This window comes from Streptomyces sp. NPDC104814, assembly GCF_055583185.1.
In genome coordinates this window covers 987660-1002485 of sequence record NZ_JBVJOL010000001.1, presented here as the reverse complement: position 1 = coordinate 1002485, position 14826 = coordinate 987660, and the positions used below count along the sequence as shown (strand labels likewise).

The following is a 14826-nucleotide window of genomic DNA, read 5'->3' as shown; positions in this document are numbered from 1 at the left end:
CGAAGAAAGGTACGGGTGCACACCTTTGCGGTCCGGAGAGCGGAGCGCAAGACCCATGGGCTCTTCCCTTTCAAAGGTCTGTGTGCGTACCTTATGGCTTCCGTCCGCACCGACAGGAGGCCCCTCCCGTGGCTGACCGTACGCCCCCGCTCAGCGTCGACGACCTGGTGACACTCGTCGACACCGGGGAGATCCACACTGTCGTCCTCGGCTTCACCGACATGCAGGGAAGGCTCCAGGGCAAGCGGTTCGCCGCGCGCTTCTTCCTCAACGAGGTCCTCCGCCACGGCACCGAGGGCTGCAACTACCTGCTCGCGGTGGACACCGACATGAACACCGTGGGCGGCTACGCCATGTCGTCCTGGGAGCGCGGCTACGGCGACTTCGCGATGCACGCCGACCCCGCGACCCTGCGCCGCACGCCCTGGGACGCGGGCACCGCGCTGCTGCTCGCCGATCTGGCCTGGCACGACGGCTCCCCGGTAGTGGCCTCCCCGCGCCAGATCCTGCGCCGCCAGCTGGACCGGCTCGCCGAGCACGGCTGGACCGCGTACGCGGGCACCGAGCTGGAGTTCATGGTCTTCAAGGACACCTACGAGGCGGCCTGGTCGCGCGGCTACCGCGAGATGACCCCGGCCAACCAGTACAACGTCGACTACTCGCTGCTCGGCACCGCCCGCGTCGAGCCGCTGCTGGCCCGTATCCGCAACGAGATGGGCGCGGCCGGCCTGACCGTGGAGTCCGCCAAGGGCGAGTGCAACCTCGGCCAGCACGAGATCGCCTTCCGCTACGACGAGGCCCTGACCACCTGCGACCAGCACAGCATCTACAAGACCGGTGCCAAGACGATCGCCGCCCAGGAGGGCGTGTCGCTCACCTTCATGGCCAAGTGGGACGAGCGTGAGGGCAACTCCTGTCACATCCACCTCTCGCTGCGCGACGAGGCCGGCCGTCCCGTTCTCGCGGGCGACGGGCCGTACGGGATGTCCCCGCTGATGGAGCACTTCCTGGCCGGGCAGCTGGCGGCGATGCGGGACTTCACCCTGCTGTACGCGCCGGGCATCAACTCCTACAAGCGGTTCCGCCCCGGCTCGTTCGCACCGACCGCCGTCGCCTGGGGCCCCGACAACCGCACCTGCGCGCTGCGCGTGATCGGCCACGGCCCCGGGCACCGCATGGAGAACCGGCTGCCCGGCGGCGACGTGAACCCGTATCTGGCGGTCGCCGGCATGGTCGCGGCCGGGCTGTACGGCGTCGAGCACGAGCTGGCGCTGCCCGAGGCGTGCACCGGCAACGCGTACACCGGCGATGCCCGGCATGTGCCCGGCACCCTGCGGGAGGCCGCCGAGCTGTGGCAGTCCTCCCCCATCGCGCGGGCCGCCTTCGGCGACGAGGTGGTCGAGCACTACCTGAACATGGCCCGCGTCGAGCTGGACGCCTTCGACGCCGCTGTCACCGACTGGGAGCGTTTCCGTTCCTTCGAGCGCATGTGAGGAACCCCTTGTCCCACCACTCCGACCGCTCCGGACAGACCGAGCACTCCGAACAGTCGGCGCGCTCCGTCCACTTCGAGCACGAGATCGTCAATCCGGCGACCGAGGAGGTCGTCGCCACCGTGGCGGCCACGAGCGCGGCGGAGGTCGCCGAGGCCGTCACCCGCGCGGCGCGCGCCCAGAGCGCCTGGGCCGCTCTCGCGCCCGGCGACCGGGCCCGGCTGCTGCGCCGCTTCGCCGCCGTCATCGACGACCACCTGGAACAACTGGCGAGACTGGAGGTCCTGGAGGCGGGCCACCCCATCGGCAACGCCCGCTGGGAGGCCGGCAACGCCCGCGACCTGTTCGAGTACGCGGCCGGCGGCGTCGAGCGCCTGACGGGCAGTCAAATCCCGGTGGCGAGCGGTCTGAACGTCACCTTCCACGAGCCGCTCGGGGTCGTGGCGGTGATCGCGCCGTGGAACTTCCCGATGCCGATCGCCTGCTGGGGCGCGGCCCCGGCGCTGGCCGCGGGCAACGCGGTGCTGCTCAAGCCCGCCGAGACGACCCCGCTGACGGCGATGCGGCTGGCCCGGCTCGCGTTGGAAGCCGGCCTGCCCGAGGGACTGTTCCAGGTGCTGCCCGGCGCAGGCCCGGTCACCGGCGCCGCACTCGTCGAGCATCCGGGCGTCGCCAAGGTGGTGTTCACCGGGTCCACGGCGGTCGGCAAGCAGGTGCTGGCGAAGGGCTCGGCACAGCTCAAGCGGGTGACCCTCGAACTCGGCGGCAAGAGCCCGAACATCGTCTTCGCCGACGCCGACCTGGAGCAGGCCGCCGCCGCGGCCCCCGGTTCCTTCCTCGACAACACCGGCCAGGACTGCTGCGCCCGCAGCCGCATCCTCGTCCAGCGCGAGGTGTACGACCGCTTCCTGGAACTGCTCGAACCCGCCGTCAAGGACTGGCGGGTGGGCGATCCCGCCGACCCCGGCACCCAGATGGGCCCGCTCATCTCCGCCGCCCAGCGCGAACGGGTGCGTTCCTACGTTCCCGACAGCGTGCCCGTCGTCATCCGCGGCGAGGCACCCGAGGGCAAGGGCTTCTGGTATCCGGCGACGGTCCTGGAGGGCCGCCCCGGCGATCCGGCGGCAACGGAGGAGATCTTCGGACCCGTCGCCGTCGTCCTGCCCTTCGAGGACGAGGCGGACGCCGTACGCCTGGCCAACGCGACCGACTACGGCCTGTCCGGCTCCCTGTGGACCCGGGACGTGGGCCGCGCGATCCGCGTCTCGCGGGCGGTCGCCGCCGGGAACCTGTCCGTCAACTCCCACTCCAGCGTCCGCTACTGGACCCCGTTCGGCGGGTTCAAGCAGTCCGGCATCGGCCGGGAGCTGGGGCCCGACGCGCTGGCCGCCTTCACCGAGACCAAGAACGTCTTCATCAGCACCGAGGAGAACCGACCGTGACCGAGTCCACCATCTGCCGCCGCCTGGTCGGCCGCACCGCCGTCGTCACCGGAGCCGGCAGCGGCATCGGCCTGGCCACCGTGCGCCGTCTCGCCGCCGAGGGCGCGAACGTCGTGTGCGCCGACATCGACGCGGCCGCCGGCAAGGCCGCCGCCGACGAGGTCGGCGGGCTGTTCGTGCAGGTCGACGTCACCGACCCGGAGCAGGTCGAGGCGCTGTTCAAAACCGCGTACGACACCTACGGCAGCGTCGACGTCGCCTTCAACAACGCGGGCATCTCACCGCCCGACGACGACTCCATCCTGGAGACCGGCCTGGAGGCATGGAAGCGCGTCCAGGAGGTCAACCTCACCTCCGTCTACCTGTGCTGCAAGGCCGCCCTGCCCTACATGCGCCGCCAGGGCAAGGGCTCCATCATCAACACGGCCTCCTTCGTCGCGGTGATGGGCGCGGCGACCTCACAGATCAGCTACACCGCCTCCAAGGGCGGCGTGCTCGCCATGTCCCGTGAACTCGGCGTCCAGTTCGCCCGGGAGGGCATCCGCGTCAACGCGCTGTGCCCCGGACCGGTCAACACCCCCCTGCTGAAGGAGCTGTTCGCGAAGGACCCCGAGCGAGCGGCGCGCCGCCTGGTGCACATCCCGGTCGGCCGGTTCGCCGAGCCGGAGGAGATGGCGGCCGCCGTCGCGTTCCTCGCCAGCGACGACTCCTCCTTCGTCAACGCCGCCGAGTTCCTCGTGGACGGCGGTATCGCGGGCGCGTACGTCACCCCGCTGTAGGCCCCGCCGGCGGGGCCGGGCAGCGCACCCGCGGCGCCCGGCCCGCCGTACGGGACGGCCGCCGGTCCGCTCTCACGGCCGGCGGCCGTCCGCGTTCCGCGCACATTCCACGAGCGGCCGCCCGCGTTCCGCGCACCCCAGGAGGCGTATCCCATGTTCGGCAAGAGCCGTCGATGGCTGGTGGCCGGTGCGGCCCTCGCCCTGACCGGCGGGTCCCTCGCGGCCGGCCGCCCGGCCGTGGCGCAGCCCGCACCCCGTGCGTGCCCCGTCCTCGCTCCCTCGCCCGGCTGGTACGGCGACAACCGGGCCCTGCTCCAGCAGCTGATCGACCGTCATGGCCGTTGCGGAGCAGGGTCGCACGGCGCGAAGGACAAGCCGGTCGCCGTGTTCGACTGGGACAACACGGTCGTCAAGAACGACGTCGGTGACGCGACGATGTTCTGGCTGCTGCGTCACGACAGGATCCGCGAGCCCGCCCACCGGGACTGGCACACCACCAGCCGCCACCTCACCGAAGCCGCCGCACGGGCCCTCACGACCGCCTGCGGCACCTCCGCCCCGGCCGGTGCGCCGCTGCCCACCGCCACGGACACCGGCTGCGCCGACGAGATCCGCACGGTGTACTCCGACGGTGTCACGACCGGCGGCGAGCGCGCCTTCGCGGGCTTCGACCACCGCCGCACACAGCCGCAGTACGCCTGGCTCGCGCAGTTGCTGCGGGGCTGGACTCCCCACGAGGTCCGGCAGTTCGCCGCCGCGGCCCGGACGGAGAACCTCACGGCGCCGGTCGGGGCTGAGCAGCGGGTCGGCAGCGGACGGGAGACCGGCTGGGTGCGCTACTACACCGAGCAGCGCGACCTGATCCGCACGCTCCAGCGGTCCGGCTTCGACGTGTGGATCACCTCCGCCTCACCCGAACCGGTCGTCGAGGTGTGGGCGCGCGGCGCCGGCGTCGACGCCGCGCACACCATCGGCATCCGCAACGTCACCGCCGCCGGCCGGCTCACCGCGCACCTGGAGGGCTGCGGCACGGTCCGCGACGGCGCGGACACGCTGATCCCGTACATCGACGGCAAGCGGTGCTGGATCAACACCGTGGTGTACGGCGTACACGGCGCCGCGGCCGAGCGGCCCCTGCCCGCGGACCGCCGGCAGGTCTTCGCGGCCGGCGACTCCGACACCGACGTCACCTTCCTGCGCGACGCCACGGTGCTGCGCCTGGTGCTCAACCGCAACAAGACCGAACTGATGTGCCGGGCGTACGACGGCGACGGCCACGGCGGCGGCGACCGCGACCGCGACGGCCGCTGGATCGTCAACCCGATGTTCCTGCAGCCGAAGCCTCGCCGGGCCGACCCCTACCCGTGCGCCACGACCGGATACGAGAACCCCGACGGCACGCGCGGGCCGGTGCTCCATCAGGACGGTTCCGCCGTGCCGGACCAGTGGGACACGGTGTACCCGGAGGGCCTGTGAAAGACTGACGTGTTTCCCGTGCCTGTTCGGGCAGGGGAGAGACGACGTACAGCGAGTGGAGAAGCAGTCATGACCAACGTCCGCCTTTCGACGACGATGGGCGACATCGTCCTCAGCCTCGACGACGCCAAGGCCCCGAAGACGGTCGAGAACTTCCTGGAGTACCTGAACAGCGGCCACTACGCAGGAACGATCTTCCACCGGGTGATCAACGGTTTCATGATCCAGGGCGGTGGCCACGGCACCGACATGCGCATCAAGCCCGCCCCGCGCACGGTGGAGAACGAGGCCAAGAACGGCCTGAAGAACGTCAAGTACAGCGTCGCCATGGCGCGGACGTCCGCTCCGCACTCGGCCAGCGCGCAGTTCTTCATCAACGTCAGCGACAACAAGTTCCTCGACTACCCGGGCCAGGACGGCTGGGGTTACGCGGTCTTCGGCAAGGTCGTCGAGGGCCAGGATGTCGTCGACGCGATCGCGCAGGTCCCGACGGGTGCGCAGGACGTGCCCACGGATCAGGTTGTGATCAACTCCGCCGAGGTCGTGCAGGCCTGAGCCACGGCGGCTCTCCGTACGGCCGGCCGGGCGCCGGGTCCTCCTGAAGCAGGGGACGCAAGGCGCCCAGCACGGCACCCACGCACACGTCCCGCAGTTCGGTGCGGGTGCACGTCGGCTCGGTCAGCCAGTCCACGCACAGGACCTGGACGAAGACCAGCCAGCTCTTCAGCACGCCGGAGACGGCCTGCCGGGTACCCGGGTCGGTGACCGGCAGGACGCCGAGCAGGCGCTCGCGCAGGGCGTCCAGCTCGCCGGTGATGATCGTCTGGATCAGCCGGTCGCCGGCCAGGACCCGGTTGGCCGCCAGGACGGTGTTGCGGTTCTCCGCGAAGTACGCGATGTGCACGTCCAGGCCCTGGGCCAGCTGGTCCGCCAGGTCGTCGGCGGGGTCGAGCCGGGTCAGGTCGAGCAGCCGCTCGGCGACCTGCCGGTAGAGCGCGGCGAACAGGTCCCGCTTGCTGGGGAAGTACCGGTACAGCAGCGCGCGCGAGACACCCGCCCGCTCGGCCACGTCCTCCATCAGCACCTCGTCGTAGGGGCGCTCGGCGAACTGCCGCGCGGCGACGGCGAGGAGTTCGGCCCGGCGTTCATCGGGGGTGAGGCGGCGGCGAGGCGGCATGCGCGGCATGTTACTTGACATGTGTCTACTAGCAGCGCCTACGCTGAGTGCGTTACTGGACGTGTGTCTACTAAGTGACGGGGGCATCGGCATGACGAGGGTCGGAGCGCTGCGGGGACTGGCCTGGGCCATGGGGTACGCGTGCGTGGCCATCGGTCTCTTCCACGTGCTGCTCGGGAACGCCGCGATCCCCGGCGCCGGTTCGGCCGGGCCGACGGTCGACAGCTTCGGGCGGTTCATGGGCGCGGTCTTCGCCGGGTACGGGCTGGCCTGGCTGTGGGCGGTGCGGCAGTCCCCCGTCCCCGCGGCCGCGGTGCGGGTGCTGACCGCGGTGTTCCTGCTGGGCGGGGCCGCGCGGCTGCTGTCCCTCGCCGTCGAGGGCCGCCCGCACTGGTTCCAGCTGCTGCTGGCGGCCGTGGAACTCGGGCTGTCCCCGCTGCTGTGGTGGCTGGCGAGCGCCGAAGAGGAGACGCCGGGTGCGGGCGTCACCGACGCCGACGACACCCGCACGCCGACGGCCTGACGGCCGAGCGCCGGAACAGGCGGGAGCGCGCCTGAGGGAGGGCGGCGCGGACAGGCCGAGCGCCGGAAGCACCGGAGCCCGCCCGAGCGAGGTCGGCGCGGACCGGTGCCCGGTCCGGGGCGACAGGCCGTGAGCGCTGCGCGCTCTGCGAGAATGGCAGGCCGGTCTACCGAGCGCCGCAGACCGGCGGCGCTCGTCTCGCCCTTGGAGAGCACGCACGGTGTCCCGACAGCACGGAACCCCCTCCCCCGCCGGGGGCGGCCGCAAGCGCCCCACCCCGTCCACCCGCCGACGCGGACCCGACGCGACGGGCGGCGGACGCGGAGCCAAGCCGGCGGCCGGCGGACGAGGGACCGATCCGGCGGGCGCCGGACGCGGAGCTAAGCCGGCGGATGGCGGGCGCGGAGGCAAACCGGCGGGTAGCGGACGCGGACCCGATCCGGCGCGCGGCGGACGCGGAACCGACGCGACGGGCGGCGGGCGCGGGGCCAAGTCGTCGGATGTCGGCGGCGGTGGACGTCGGGCCGCCGATCCGGCCGGTGGCGGGCGACGTGGGCGGCGGTCGGCGCAGGCTCCGTCGGTTCGGGAGGCGGCGGGCGGCAAGGACGGGGCGGCCACCGCTGGTGGCCGGGCGCTGCCCGCGCCGCGCCGGGCGGACCTGCAGGCCGACTGCGCGTCGTGCTTCGGGCTGTGCTGCGTCGCGCTCCCCTTCGCCCGCTCCGCCGACTTCGCGGCCGACAAGCCGGCCGGTAAGGCGTGCGGGAACCTCCAGGCGGACTTCCGCTGCGGGATCCACACCGACCTGCGCGAGCGGGGCTACCCGGGCTGCACCGTCTTCGACTGCTTCGGCGCGGGTCAGAAGGTCTCCCAGGTCACCTTCGGCGGCACGGACTGGCGGAGCGCGCCGGGCACGTCCGGGGCGATGTTCGCCGTCTTCCCGGTGATGCGGCAGCTGCACGAGCTGCTGTGGTACGTCACCGAGGCGCTCGGCCTCCCTGAGGCCCGGCCCGTGCACCGGGACCTGCGCCGCGCGTCGGGCCGTATCGAGGAACTCACCCGGGGCAGCGCCGAGGAGATCCGCGCGGTCGACGTCAACGCGCTGCGCGGCGAGGTGAACGAGCTGCTGCTGCGGGCGAGCGAGCTGGCGCGTGCCGGGCTGCCCGGCACGCGCCGCAACCACCGCGGGGCGGATCTGATCGGCGCCCGGCTGGCCGGTACCGATCTGCGGGGCGCCAGTCTGCGCGGCGCGCTGCTGATCGCGGCCGGCCTCCAGCGCGCCGACCTGCGCTCGGCCGACCTGATCGGCGCGGACCTGCGCGACGCGGACCTCTCGGGCGCCGACCTCTCGGGCGCGCTCTTCGTCACCCAGGCCCAGCTGAACGCGGCCCGGGGCGACGCGTCGACGGTGCTGCCCGCGGGACTGGAGCGCCCCGGGCACTGGTGACGCCGGGCGCGGGCACCTAGGGCCTGTCGTTTGGATCATCCCGGCGTCGCGAGAGCGCCAAGGTCTCGCCGAGGAACGCACGGCTCGGCCCGTGCCGGGAGTCGCCCGGCCGCCGGGAAGTCGGCCGTTCGGTGCACTGGAGATGCGGCGGGCGAGCGGGCGCTGTTGACTGAAGTCACCGGCCCCGCACCGGAATCCACGACTCCGGCCGGGCCGCGTCCGGAACCCCGAGACGGATCGCGGCCCGGCCGGTGCTCCGGCACCGACCGGGTCCGGAAACCGCCCGGACGCCGCCCTCACCCCACGGTCTCCCCCGTCAGCCGCTCTGCCGCGCCCTGCGCCCGGGCGAACTGCGTCCGGTGCAGTTCCGCGTACCGTCCGTCCGCCGCGAGCAGCTCCTCGTGCGTGCCGCGCTCCACGATCCGGCCCGCCTCCACCACCAGGATCACGTCGGCCGTCCGCACGGTGGACAGCCGGTGGGCGATGACGACGGCGGTGCGGTCGGCGAGGGCCTCGGTCAGCGCCTCCTGCACGGCCGCCTCCGAGGTGTTGTCGAGGTGGGCGGTGGCCTCGTCGAGGATGACGACGCGCTGGCGGGCGAGCAGCAGCCGGGCGATCGTCATGCGCTGGCGTTCGCCGCCGGAGAGCCGGTAGCCGCGCTCGCCGACGACGGTGTCCAGTCCGTCGGGCAGGGAGTGGACGAGGTCGTCCAGGCGGGCCCGGCGCAGCGCGTCCCACAGGTCGTCGTCGCTCGCCCCGGGACGGGCGAGCAGCAGGTTGGCGCGGACGCTGTCATGGAAGAGGTGGCCGTCCTGAGTGACCATGCCGACGGCTCCGTGCAGCGAGCGGAAGGTCAGGTCGCGCACGTCGACGCCGCCGATTCTGACCGCGCCCGCGTCGGCGTCGTACAACCGCGGCAGCAGCTGGGCGATGGTCGACTTGCCGGCGCCGGAGGATCCGACGAGGGCGACCGTCTGGCCGGGTTCGGCACGGAAGGAGATACCTTGCAGGACCTCGGCGCCGCCGCGGGTGTCGAGGGCGGCCACCTCCTCCAGGGAGGCGAGGGAGACCTGGTCGGCGGCCGGGTAGGCGAAGCGGACGTCATCGAACTCGACGCCGACCGGTCCGTCGGGCACCTCGCGCGCGTCCGGCTTCTCCTCGATCAGCGGCTTCAGGTCGAGCACCTCGAAGACCCGCTCGAAGCTGACCAGCGCGCTCATCACCTCCACCCGGGCCCCGGCCAGCGCGGTGAGCGGCGCGTACAGCCGGGTGAGCAGCAGCGCGAGGGAGACGACGGCGCCCGCCTCCAGCGTGCCGCGCAGGGCGTAGTAGCCGCCGAGGCCGTAGACCAGGGCGAGGGCGAGCGCGGAGACCAGGGTCAGGGCGGTGATGAACGCGGACTGGGCGGTGGCGGTGCGGATGCCGATGTCGGCGACCCGCCGGGCGCGCAGCGCGAACTGCACCGACTCCTCGTCGGGCCGCCCGAACAGCTTGATCAGGGTGGCGCCGGGGGCCGAGAAGCGTTCGGTCATCCGCGTGCCCATGGCCGCGTTGAGCGTGGCGGCCTCCCGCTGCATACGGGCCATGCGGCTGCCCATCCGCCGCGCCGGGATCACGAACACCGGCAGCAGCACCAGCGCGAGCAGGGTGATCTGCCAGGACAGCGTCAGCATGACCGCGAGGGTGAGCAGCAGCGTGACCAGGTTGCTGACCACACCGGACAGGGTGTTGCTGAAGGCGCGCTGGGCGCCGATGACGTCATTGTTGAGCCGGGAGACCAGCGCTCCCGTACGGGTCCGTGTGAAGAACGCGACCGGCATGCGCTGCACATGATCGAACACAGCCGTCCGCAGATCGAGGATGAGCCCCTCGCCGAGCGTGGCCGACAGCCGCCGCGAGAGGATGCCCAGCGCGGCCTCGGCCACCGCGATCAGCGCGATGAGCAGGGCGAGGCGTACGACGTGACCGGCCTCGCCGCCCGACACGATCGAGTCGACGACGCGTCCGGCGAGGATCGGGGTCGCCACGGCGAGCAGCGCGGTGCCCACCCCGAGGACGACGAACAGGGCGATGCGCCGGCGGTGCGGGCGGGCGAAGGCGCCGATGCGCCGCAGCGTCGCGGGGTCGAAGGGGCGCCGCTCCTGCTGAGCGGTCATGACGCTGTGCAGCTGCGTCCAGGCGGTGGTTTCCATGCTCATGGACAGAAACGTAGAACCTCAATCATCGTTGAGGTCAATGTCCGCCGTCCGTCCCCCCGTTCGAAGGATCCGATGACCGTACGCAATGTGCCGGCCGCGCTTCCGCAACCCGCCGTTGGCGGGGTGCGGGGAACCTCTCCGGATGTGACCGCCGTCCCCCTTCCGCCGCTGCCGCAGGGACGACTCCCCCGTCGCGTCCCCGTCCGGCAGGTGCTGTGTCTGCTCCCGCTCCTGCTCGTCGCCGTCGTCGCCGTACAACACCGTGCCACACTCGCCGAAGGGTTCGGCCAGCTGCGCACCGCCGAGTGGCCGTGGCTGGTCGCCGCGGCCGGCGCGACGTGTCTGACCTGGGTGGCGGCCTCGTTCACCCGGCAGGGCGCGGTCGTCGAACGGCTGCCGCGGCGGCGGCTGCTGGCCACCCAGTTCGCGGCCGGTGCCGCCAACCATCTGCTGCCCACGGGGCTCGGCGCGAGCGCGGTCAATCTGCGCTTCATGACGGTGTGCGGGGTGCCGCTGGCCCGCTCCTCGGCGGCCCTCGCGCTGTACATGCTCGCCGAGTGCGTGGGCCGGCTCGCCCTGCTCTCGGCGCTGCTGATCGCGTTCCCCGACGCGCTGCGTCTCGGCCCGCTGCTGCCCGGCGGCGCGCTGCTGCCGCTGCTGGCGGCCGCCGCCGCGCTCGCCCTGGCCGCGGCCCTGACGCTGCTCTGCGTCCGGCGGCTGCGCACGGCCGTGCGCGGCTTCCTGCGCACCGCACTCGGCGAGGCCCGCTCGGTGCACGCGCGGCCGGCCCGCGCCCTGGCGCTGTGGGGCGGCTCGCTGGCCTTCCCGGCGCTGCAGGCGTCGGGGCTGGTCCTGGTCGGGCAGGCACTGGACCTTCCCGTGTCGCCCGCGCACATCGCGGTGGCCTACCTCGCGGCGACCGTGGCGGTGGCCCTGGTGCCCACGCCGGGCGGGGTCGGCTCGGTGGAGGCAGCGCTGGTGGTGGCCCTGGTCGCGGCGGGCGGCCCGGCGGCCGTGGCGACGGCGGTGGTGCTGGCCTACCGGATCCTCACGGTGTGGCTGCCCCTGCTGCCGGGCGCGCTCACTCTTGGGGCACTGGTCCGCCTGAAGGTGATCTGAGCGGGGCACTGGTCCGCCTGAAGGCGATCGAAACGGGCGACCGCCCGAAGGCAACCCGAGACGGGCGACCGCCCGAAGGCGACCCGAGAAGGGCGACCGCCCAAAGGCGACCCGAGAAGGGCGACTGCCCGAAGGCGATCAGATGCCCTTCGACCGCCCGAAGGTGATCCGAGACCGGCCAACTCGCGAGTAACCTGCCCCCGTCGCCGTACTGCGCCGCCCAGAGGGGGTTCCGTCATGCCGGTCCGCGTCGAACGACGAGATCACGTCACCACGGTCGTCCTCTCCCGTCCCGAGACGCGCAACGCCGTGGACGGGCCGGCGGCCGCGGAACTGGCCGCCGCGTTCCGGGCGTTCGAGGCGGACGACGAGGCGCGGGTGGCGGTGCTGTGGGGGGAAGGCGGGACCTTCTGCGCGGGCGCCGACCTGAAGGCGATGGGCGGAGAGCGCGGCAACCGGGTCGCCGAGGACGGGGACGGGCCGATGGGGCCGACCCGGATGCGGCTGTCCAAGCCGGTGATCGCCGCCGTAGCCGGGCACGCGGTGGCCGGCGGTCTCGAACTGGCGCTGTGGTGCGATCTGCGGATCGCCGAGGAGGACGCGGTGTTCGGCGTGTTCTGCCGCCGCTGGGGCGTGCCGCTGATCGACGGCGGAACGGTACGGCTGCCCCGGCTGATCGGCACCGGCCGCGCGCTGGACATGATCCTCACGGGCCGCCCGGTCCCGGCCCGCGAGGCGTACGAGATGGGGCTGGCCACGCGCGTGGTGCCCACCGGCACCGCGCGCGCCGCCGCCGAGGAACTGGCCGCCGCCCTGGCCCGCTTCCCGCAGGACTGCCTGCGTTCCGACCGCGCCGCCGTCCTGGACCAGGAGGGAATGGACGAGGGCGCGGCACTGCGCGCCGAACTCTCCCACGGCACGCGCGTGTTGGAGGAAGCCATGAAGGGCGCCGGCCGTTTCGCGTCGGGCGCGGGACGGCACGGCGCGTTCGACGAGGACTGACTCCAGGCCCCGGATGCCGTGAAAGCGGCGCGCGATCGCCGCCGGCCGCCCCACGAACCGCGGATCGCCGCCGGGCCGCTCAGGGGGCGGTGTGGTAGCCGCCGTCCACGCGGATCGCGGTGATGCCGCTCACGTACCGGCCGCCACAGCGGTCGTGGGGCAGGACCAGTTGCGGTCCGTTCCGGTCGAGCGGCGCGCCGTCCGCCGCGACCGCGAGCAGCACGGGGGCCCGCCCGAAGTCCGGGTCGATCTCCGCCCAGGACAGCAGGACATGATGGCCGTCGGTGCCGGTCAGGGCGATCAGGAAACGCAGCCGGTCCTTGCGGCGGGCCGGGTCGAACCCGGGACCGGCGTCGGACAGCACGTCGTAGAGCAGCGGACCCTCGAACGTGTGCTCCTGCATCCCGCTGGTGGCGCATTCGAAGCTGACCCGCGCCGCGTGCAGGGGCCAGCTGAGCAGATCGGACACGGTGATCCGGGCCGGACGCGCGAGATCCCCGCTCAAAGCGACCTCGGCAACCGGCCCGGCCGCCGCGACGTCCGTCCCCGTCATGGATGGGCTCACGGAGTACCACCTCCCGGGGGACCGTACCCGGACGGCAACCCGAGGGAAACGCAGATGCAACCCAAAACAGGCGAATGTTGTCGCTTGTGCGATGCAACAAGGACCTCGAATCCAGTATGCGCGTCAAGTGCCGCCGGATCGCGGGTCGGGGCGCAACGGGCCGGTACCTCCGGATGGCCTACCGCCGCCGGGTCAGTCCAGGACCAGCACCGCCTCCCGCTGCACCGGGGCGCCGGTGTGCTGAGCGGTCCTGGCCTCCACGGTCCATACGCCGGGCGGCGGCGAGAAGGTGGCGTGGTAGCCACCGTCCCCGTCCGGGACGAGCCGGCGCCGCTCGACGGTCTCCCCGCTGTCCGGTGCGACCAGGCGGCCCTCCAGCAACAGGCCGGGCTCCTCCGACACCGCGGTCACGGGCAGCGCCGTTCCGGCGGCCACCGCCTCGGGGACGTCGATGCCGAAACCGGTGCCCAGCATCTGGTACGGGCGATGGTCCAGGGCCTCGTAGCGGTCGTACAACTGCCGGTGCAGCAGGGCGTCGTTCGGCAGGGCCGTGTGACCGAGACGGAACCAGTCGACCCGGGCGCCGTCCGCCCACTCGGGCGGTGTGGCGGACAGGCACGGCACGGTGCCGTCCCCCTGCCAGCGGTCCGTGCCGGGGAGGCGGTCCGCGTACGTGACGGTCCCCGCCGACAGAGCGAGCGCGACGTCGGTCGGCTCGCCCTTGCCGCCCGAGGCGAACACCCGGTACGGGGCGGGGCGGCCGGCGAGCAGGTCCGCCGCGGTGTTCTCGCGGGCGGCCGTGTCCACCTCGCGGCGGAAGGCGAAGGCGTCGTCGACCATGGCGGTGTCGAGGTCCGGAAGCGGCACCGCGTCCAGCCGGGTCCCCGCGGTGTGGTCCGTCACGCACTGGTAGGTGGGCAGCAGTTGGTGGACGGACGGCATGGTGCGGGCGGCCGACACCAGGACCTCGCGCAGCCTGGTCCCGATGCCGAGAAGCTTGCGGCCGGACAGCGTTCCGGTGAGGATACGCACGGCCTTCACGGCACCCGAGTACGGCGTTCCGATCGTCACCAGCGACCGGCAGGTCTCGCGTCCGCCCAGGACCTCGAGGTAGTAGCGCGTGACCAGGCCGCCCATGGAATGGCAGACGAAGACGACCCGCGGCTCCTCCTCGTCGCCCGCCGCCCGCCGCTCCTCGCGCCACCGCTGGAGTTCTCGCTCCACGAACTGCTTCAGCCGGGCGGCGGAGTGGCGGTTGGACAGCCTCCAGTCGTAGGGGAAGACGGCGACCCGGCCCTCGGCCAGCTCGCCCAGGTGCCGGGCCAGCTCCCGGTAGGCCACGTGGGGCAGCAGCCCCGGGTAGATGCGCGGTTCGCGCAGCAGGCCGGCCGGCATCAGCGCGTGGGGGCCGTCGGGCGCGGCGTCGCCCAGGCCGGGAGGGAGAGCCAGCCGCTCGAAGAAGCGCTGCATGCCGACGGCCAGCCGGCCGCCGACGCCGAGCGACAGGTTCCACACGTCGTGACCGTCCGTGTCGCGCAGGACGCTTCCCATCACTCCGGGTACGAACACCACAAGGTCGTGTGCCACCTGCCGGCTCTCCTTCGCTCT

The 14826-nt window shown here is 73.0% G+C and carries 13 protein-coding genes; 9 read left to right on the top strand and 4 right to left on the bottom strand.

Translation table 11 applies throughout. The annotated features are described in order from the left end of the window. Positions 1–128 precede the first annotated feature (128 nt). The 5 genes from ACZ64A_RS04235 (at position 129) to ACZ64A_RS04215 (ending at position 5745) form a co-directional block, all read left to right on the top strand. Positions 129–1493 (top strand): glutamine synthetase family protein, encoded by a 1365-nt coding sequence (locus ACZ64A_RS04235; protein ID WP_469808089.1) that lies wholly within the window; start codon positions 129–131, stop codon positions 1491–1493. Positions 1494–1579: 86 nt separating this feature from the next. After that, a complete protein-coding gene (locus ACZ64A_RS04230) occupies positions 1580–2935 on the top strand; it encodes an aldehyde dehydrogenase family protein (RefSeq protein WP_469809055.1) in 1356 nt (451 codons plus the stop codon). Next, the gene (locus tag ACZ64A_RS04225) at positions 2932–3714 is read left to right on the top strand and encodes a 3-oxoacyl-ACP reductase (RefSeq protein ID WP_469808088.1); all 783 of its coding nucleotides are present in this window, start codon (positions 2932–2934) and stop codon (positions 3712–3714) included. Before ACZ64A_RS04230 ends, ACZ64A_RS04225 begins: the two co-directional genes overlap by 4 nt. A gap of 153 nt (positions 3715–3867) precedes the next feature. After that, entirely contained in the window at positions 3868–5190 is a 1323-nt protein-coding gene (locus tag ACZ64A_RS04220; protein WP_469808087.1) for a haloacid dehalogenase-like hydrolase, read from the top strand. A 69-nt stretch (positions 5191–5259) separates the two neighbouring features. Beyond that, on the top strand, positions 5260–5745 hold the full coding sequence (locus ACZ64A_RS04215; protein ID WP_469808085.1) for a peptidylprolyl isomerase: 486 nt from the start codon (positions 5260–5262) through the stop codon (positions 5743–5745). Here ACZ64A_RS04215 and ACZ64A_RS04210 read toward each other — a convergent pair. Next, positions 5717–6367 carry a TetR/AcrR family transcriptional regulator gene (locus ACZ64A_RS04210; protein WP_469808084.1) on the bottom strand — a complete coding sequence of 217 codons (651 nt, stop codon included), beginning with the start codon at positions 6365–6367 and terminating at the stop codon, positions 5717–5719. The two genes, ACZ64A_RS04215 and ACZ64A_RS04210, sit on opposite strands and share 29 nt — an antisense overlap. A gap of 91 nt (positions 6368–6458) precedes the next feature. On the opposite strand from ACZ64A_RS04210, the gene ACZ64A_RS04205 reads away from it, so the two are divergent. Together ACZ64A_RS04205 and ACZ64A_RS04200 are read left to right on the top strand one after the other, a co-directional pair. Further along, positions 6459–6890 carry a DUF4345 domain-containing protein gene (locus ACZ64A_RS04205; RefSeq protein ID WP_469808083.1) on the top strand — a complete coding sequence of 144 codons (432 nt, stop codon included), beginning with the start codon at positions 6459–6461 and terminating at the stop codon, positions 6888–6890. A 634-nt stretch (positions 6891–7524) separates the two neighbouring features. Further along, positions 7525–8334 carry a pentapeptide repeat-containing protein gene (locus ACZ64A_RS04200; protein ID WP_469809054.1) on the top strand — a complete coding sequence of 270 codons (810 nt, stop codon included), beginning with the start codon at positions 7525–7527 and terminating at the stop codon, positions 8332–8334. Positions 8335–8630: 296 nt separating this feature from the next. Here ACZ64A_RS04200 and ACZ64A_RS04195 read toward each other — a convergent pair whose 3' ends face one another. After that, a complete protein-coding gene (locus ACZ64A_RS04195) occupies positions 8631–10526 on the bottom strand; it encodes an ABC transporter ATP-binding protein (protein WP_469809053.1) in 1896 nt (631 codons plus the stop codon). Positions 10527–10676: 150 nt separating this feature from the next. Between ACZ64A_RS04195 and ACZ64A_RS04190 the strand changes: the two genes are divergently transcribed. Together ACZ64A_RS04190 and ACZ64A_RS04185 are read left to right on the top strand one after the other, a co-directional pair. Further along, positions 10677–11651, top strand: coding sequence for a lysylphosphatidylglycerol synthase transmembrane domain-containing protein (locus tag ACZ64A_RS04190; RefSeq protein WP_469808082.1), 975 nt, complete (start codon positions 10677–10679; stop codon positions 11649–11651). A gap of 237 nt (positions 11652–11888) precedes the next feature. Next, on the top strand, positions 11889–12653 hold the full coding sequence (locus tag ACZ64A_RS04185; RefSeq protein WP_469808081.1) for a crotonase/enoyl-CoA hydratase family protein: 765 nt from the start codon (positions 11889–11891) through the stop codon (positions 12651–12653). A gap of 79 nt (positions 12654–12732) precedes the next feature. On the opposite strand, the gene ACZ64A_RS04180 is transcribed toward ACZ64A_RS04185, so the two are convergent. Together ACZ64A_RS04180 and ACZ64A_RS04175 are read right to left on the bottom strand one after the other, a co-directional pair. Further along, positions 12733–13206 (bottom strand): molybdopterin-dependent oxidoreductase, encoded by a 474-nt coding sequence (locus tag ACZ64A_RS04180; RefSeq protein WP_469809051.1) that lies wholly within the window; start codon positions 13204–13206, stop codon positions 12733–12735. A gap of 204 nt (positions 13207–13410) precedes the next feature. Next, the gene (locus tag ACZ64A_RS04175) at positions 13411–14805 is read right to left on the bottom strand and encodes an esterase/lipase family protein (RefSeq protein WP_469808080.1); all 1395 of its coding nucleotides are present in this window, start codon (positions 14803–14805) and stop codon (positions 13411–13413) included. Positions 14806–14826 lie beyond the last annotated feature (21 nt).

Excerpts from the sequence above, each read along its gene's own strand:
- ACZ64A_RS04220 (WP_469808087.1), top strand. The coding sequence starts at position 3,868 with ATGTTCGGCAAGAGCCGTCGATGGCTGGTGGCCGGTGCGGCCCTCGCC.
- ACZ64A_RS04215 (WP_469808085.1), top strand. The coding sequence starts at position 5,260 with ATGACCAACGTCCGCCTTTCGACGACGATGGGCGACATCGTCCTCAGC.
- ACZ64A_RS04210 (WP_469808084.1), bottom strand. The coding sequence starts at position 6,367 with ATGCCGCCTCGCCGCCGCCTCACCCCCGATGAACGCCGGGCCGAACTC.
- ACZ64A_RS04205 (WP_469808083.1), top strand. The coding sequence starts at position 6,459 with ATGACGAGGGTCGGAGCGCTGCGGGGACTGGCCTGGGCCATGGGGTAC.
- ACZ64A_RS04195 (WP_469809053.1), bottom strand. The coding sequence starts at position 10,526 with ATGGAAACCACCGCCTGGACGCAGCTGCACAGCGTCATGACCGCTCAG.
- ACZ64A_RS04185 (WP_469808081.1), top strand. The coding sequence starts at position 11,889 with ATGCCGGTCCGCGTCGAACGACGAGATCACGTCACCACGGTCGTCCTC.
- ACZ64A_RS04180 (WP_469809051.1), bottom strand. The coding sequence starts at position 13,206 with ATGACGGGGACGGACGTCGCGGCGGCCGGGCCGGTTGCCGAGGTCGCT.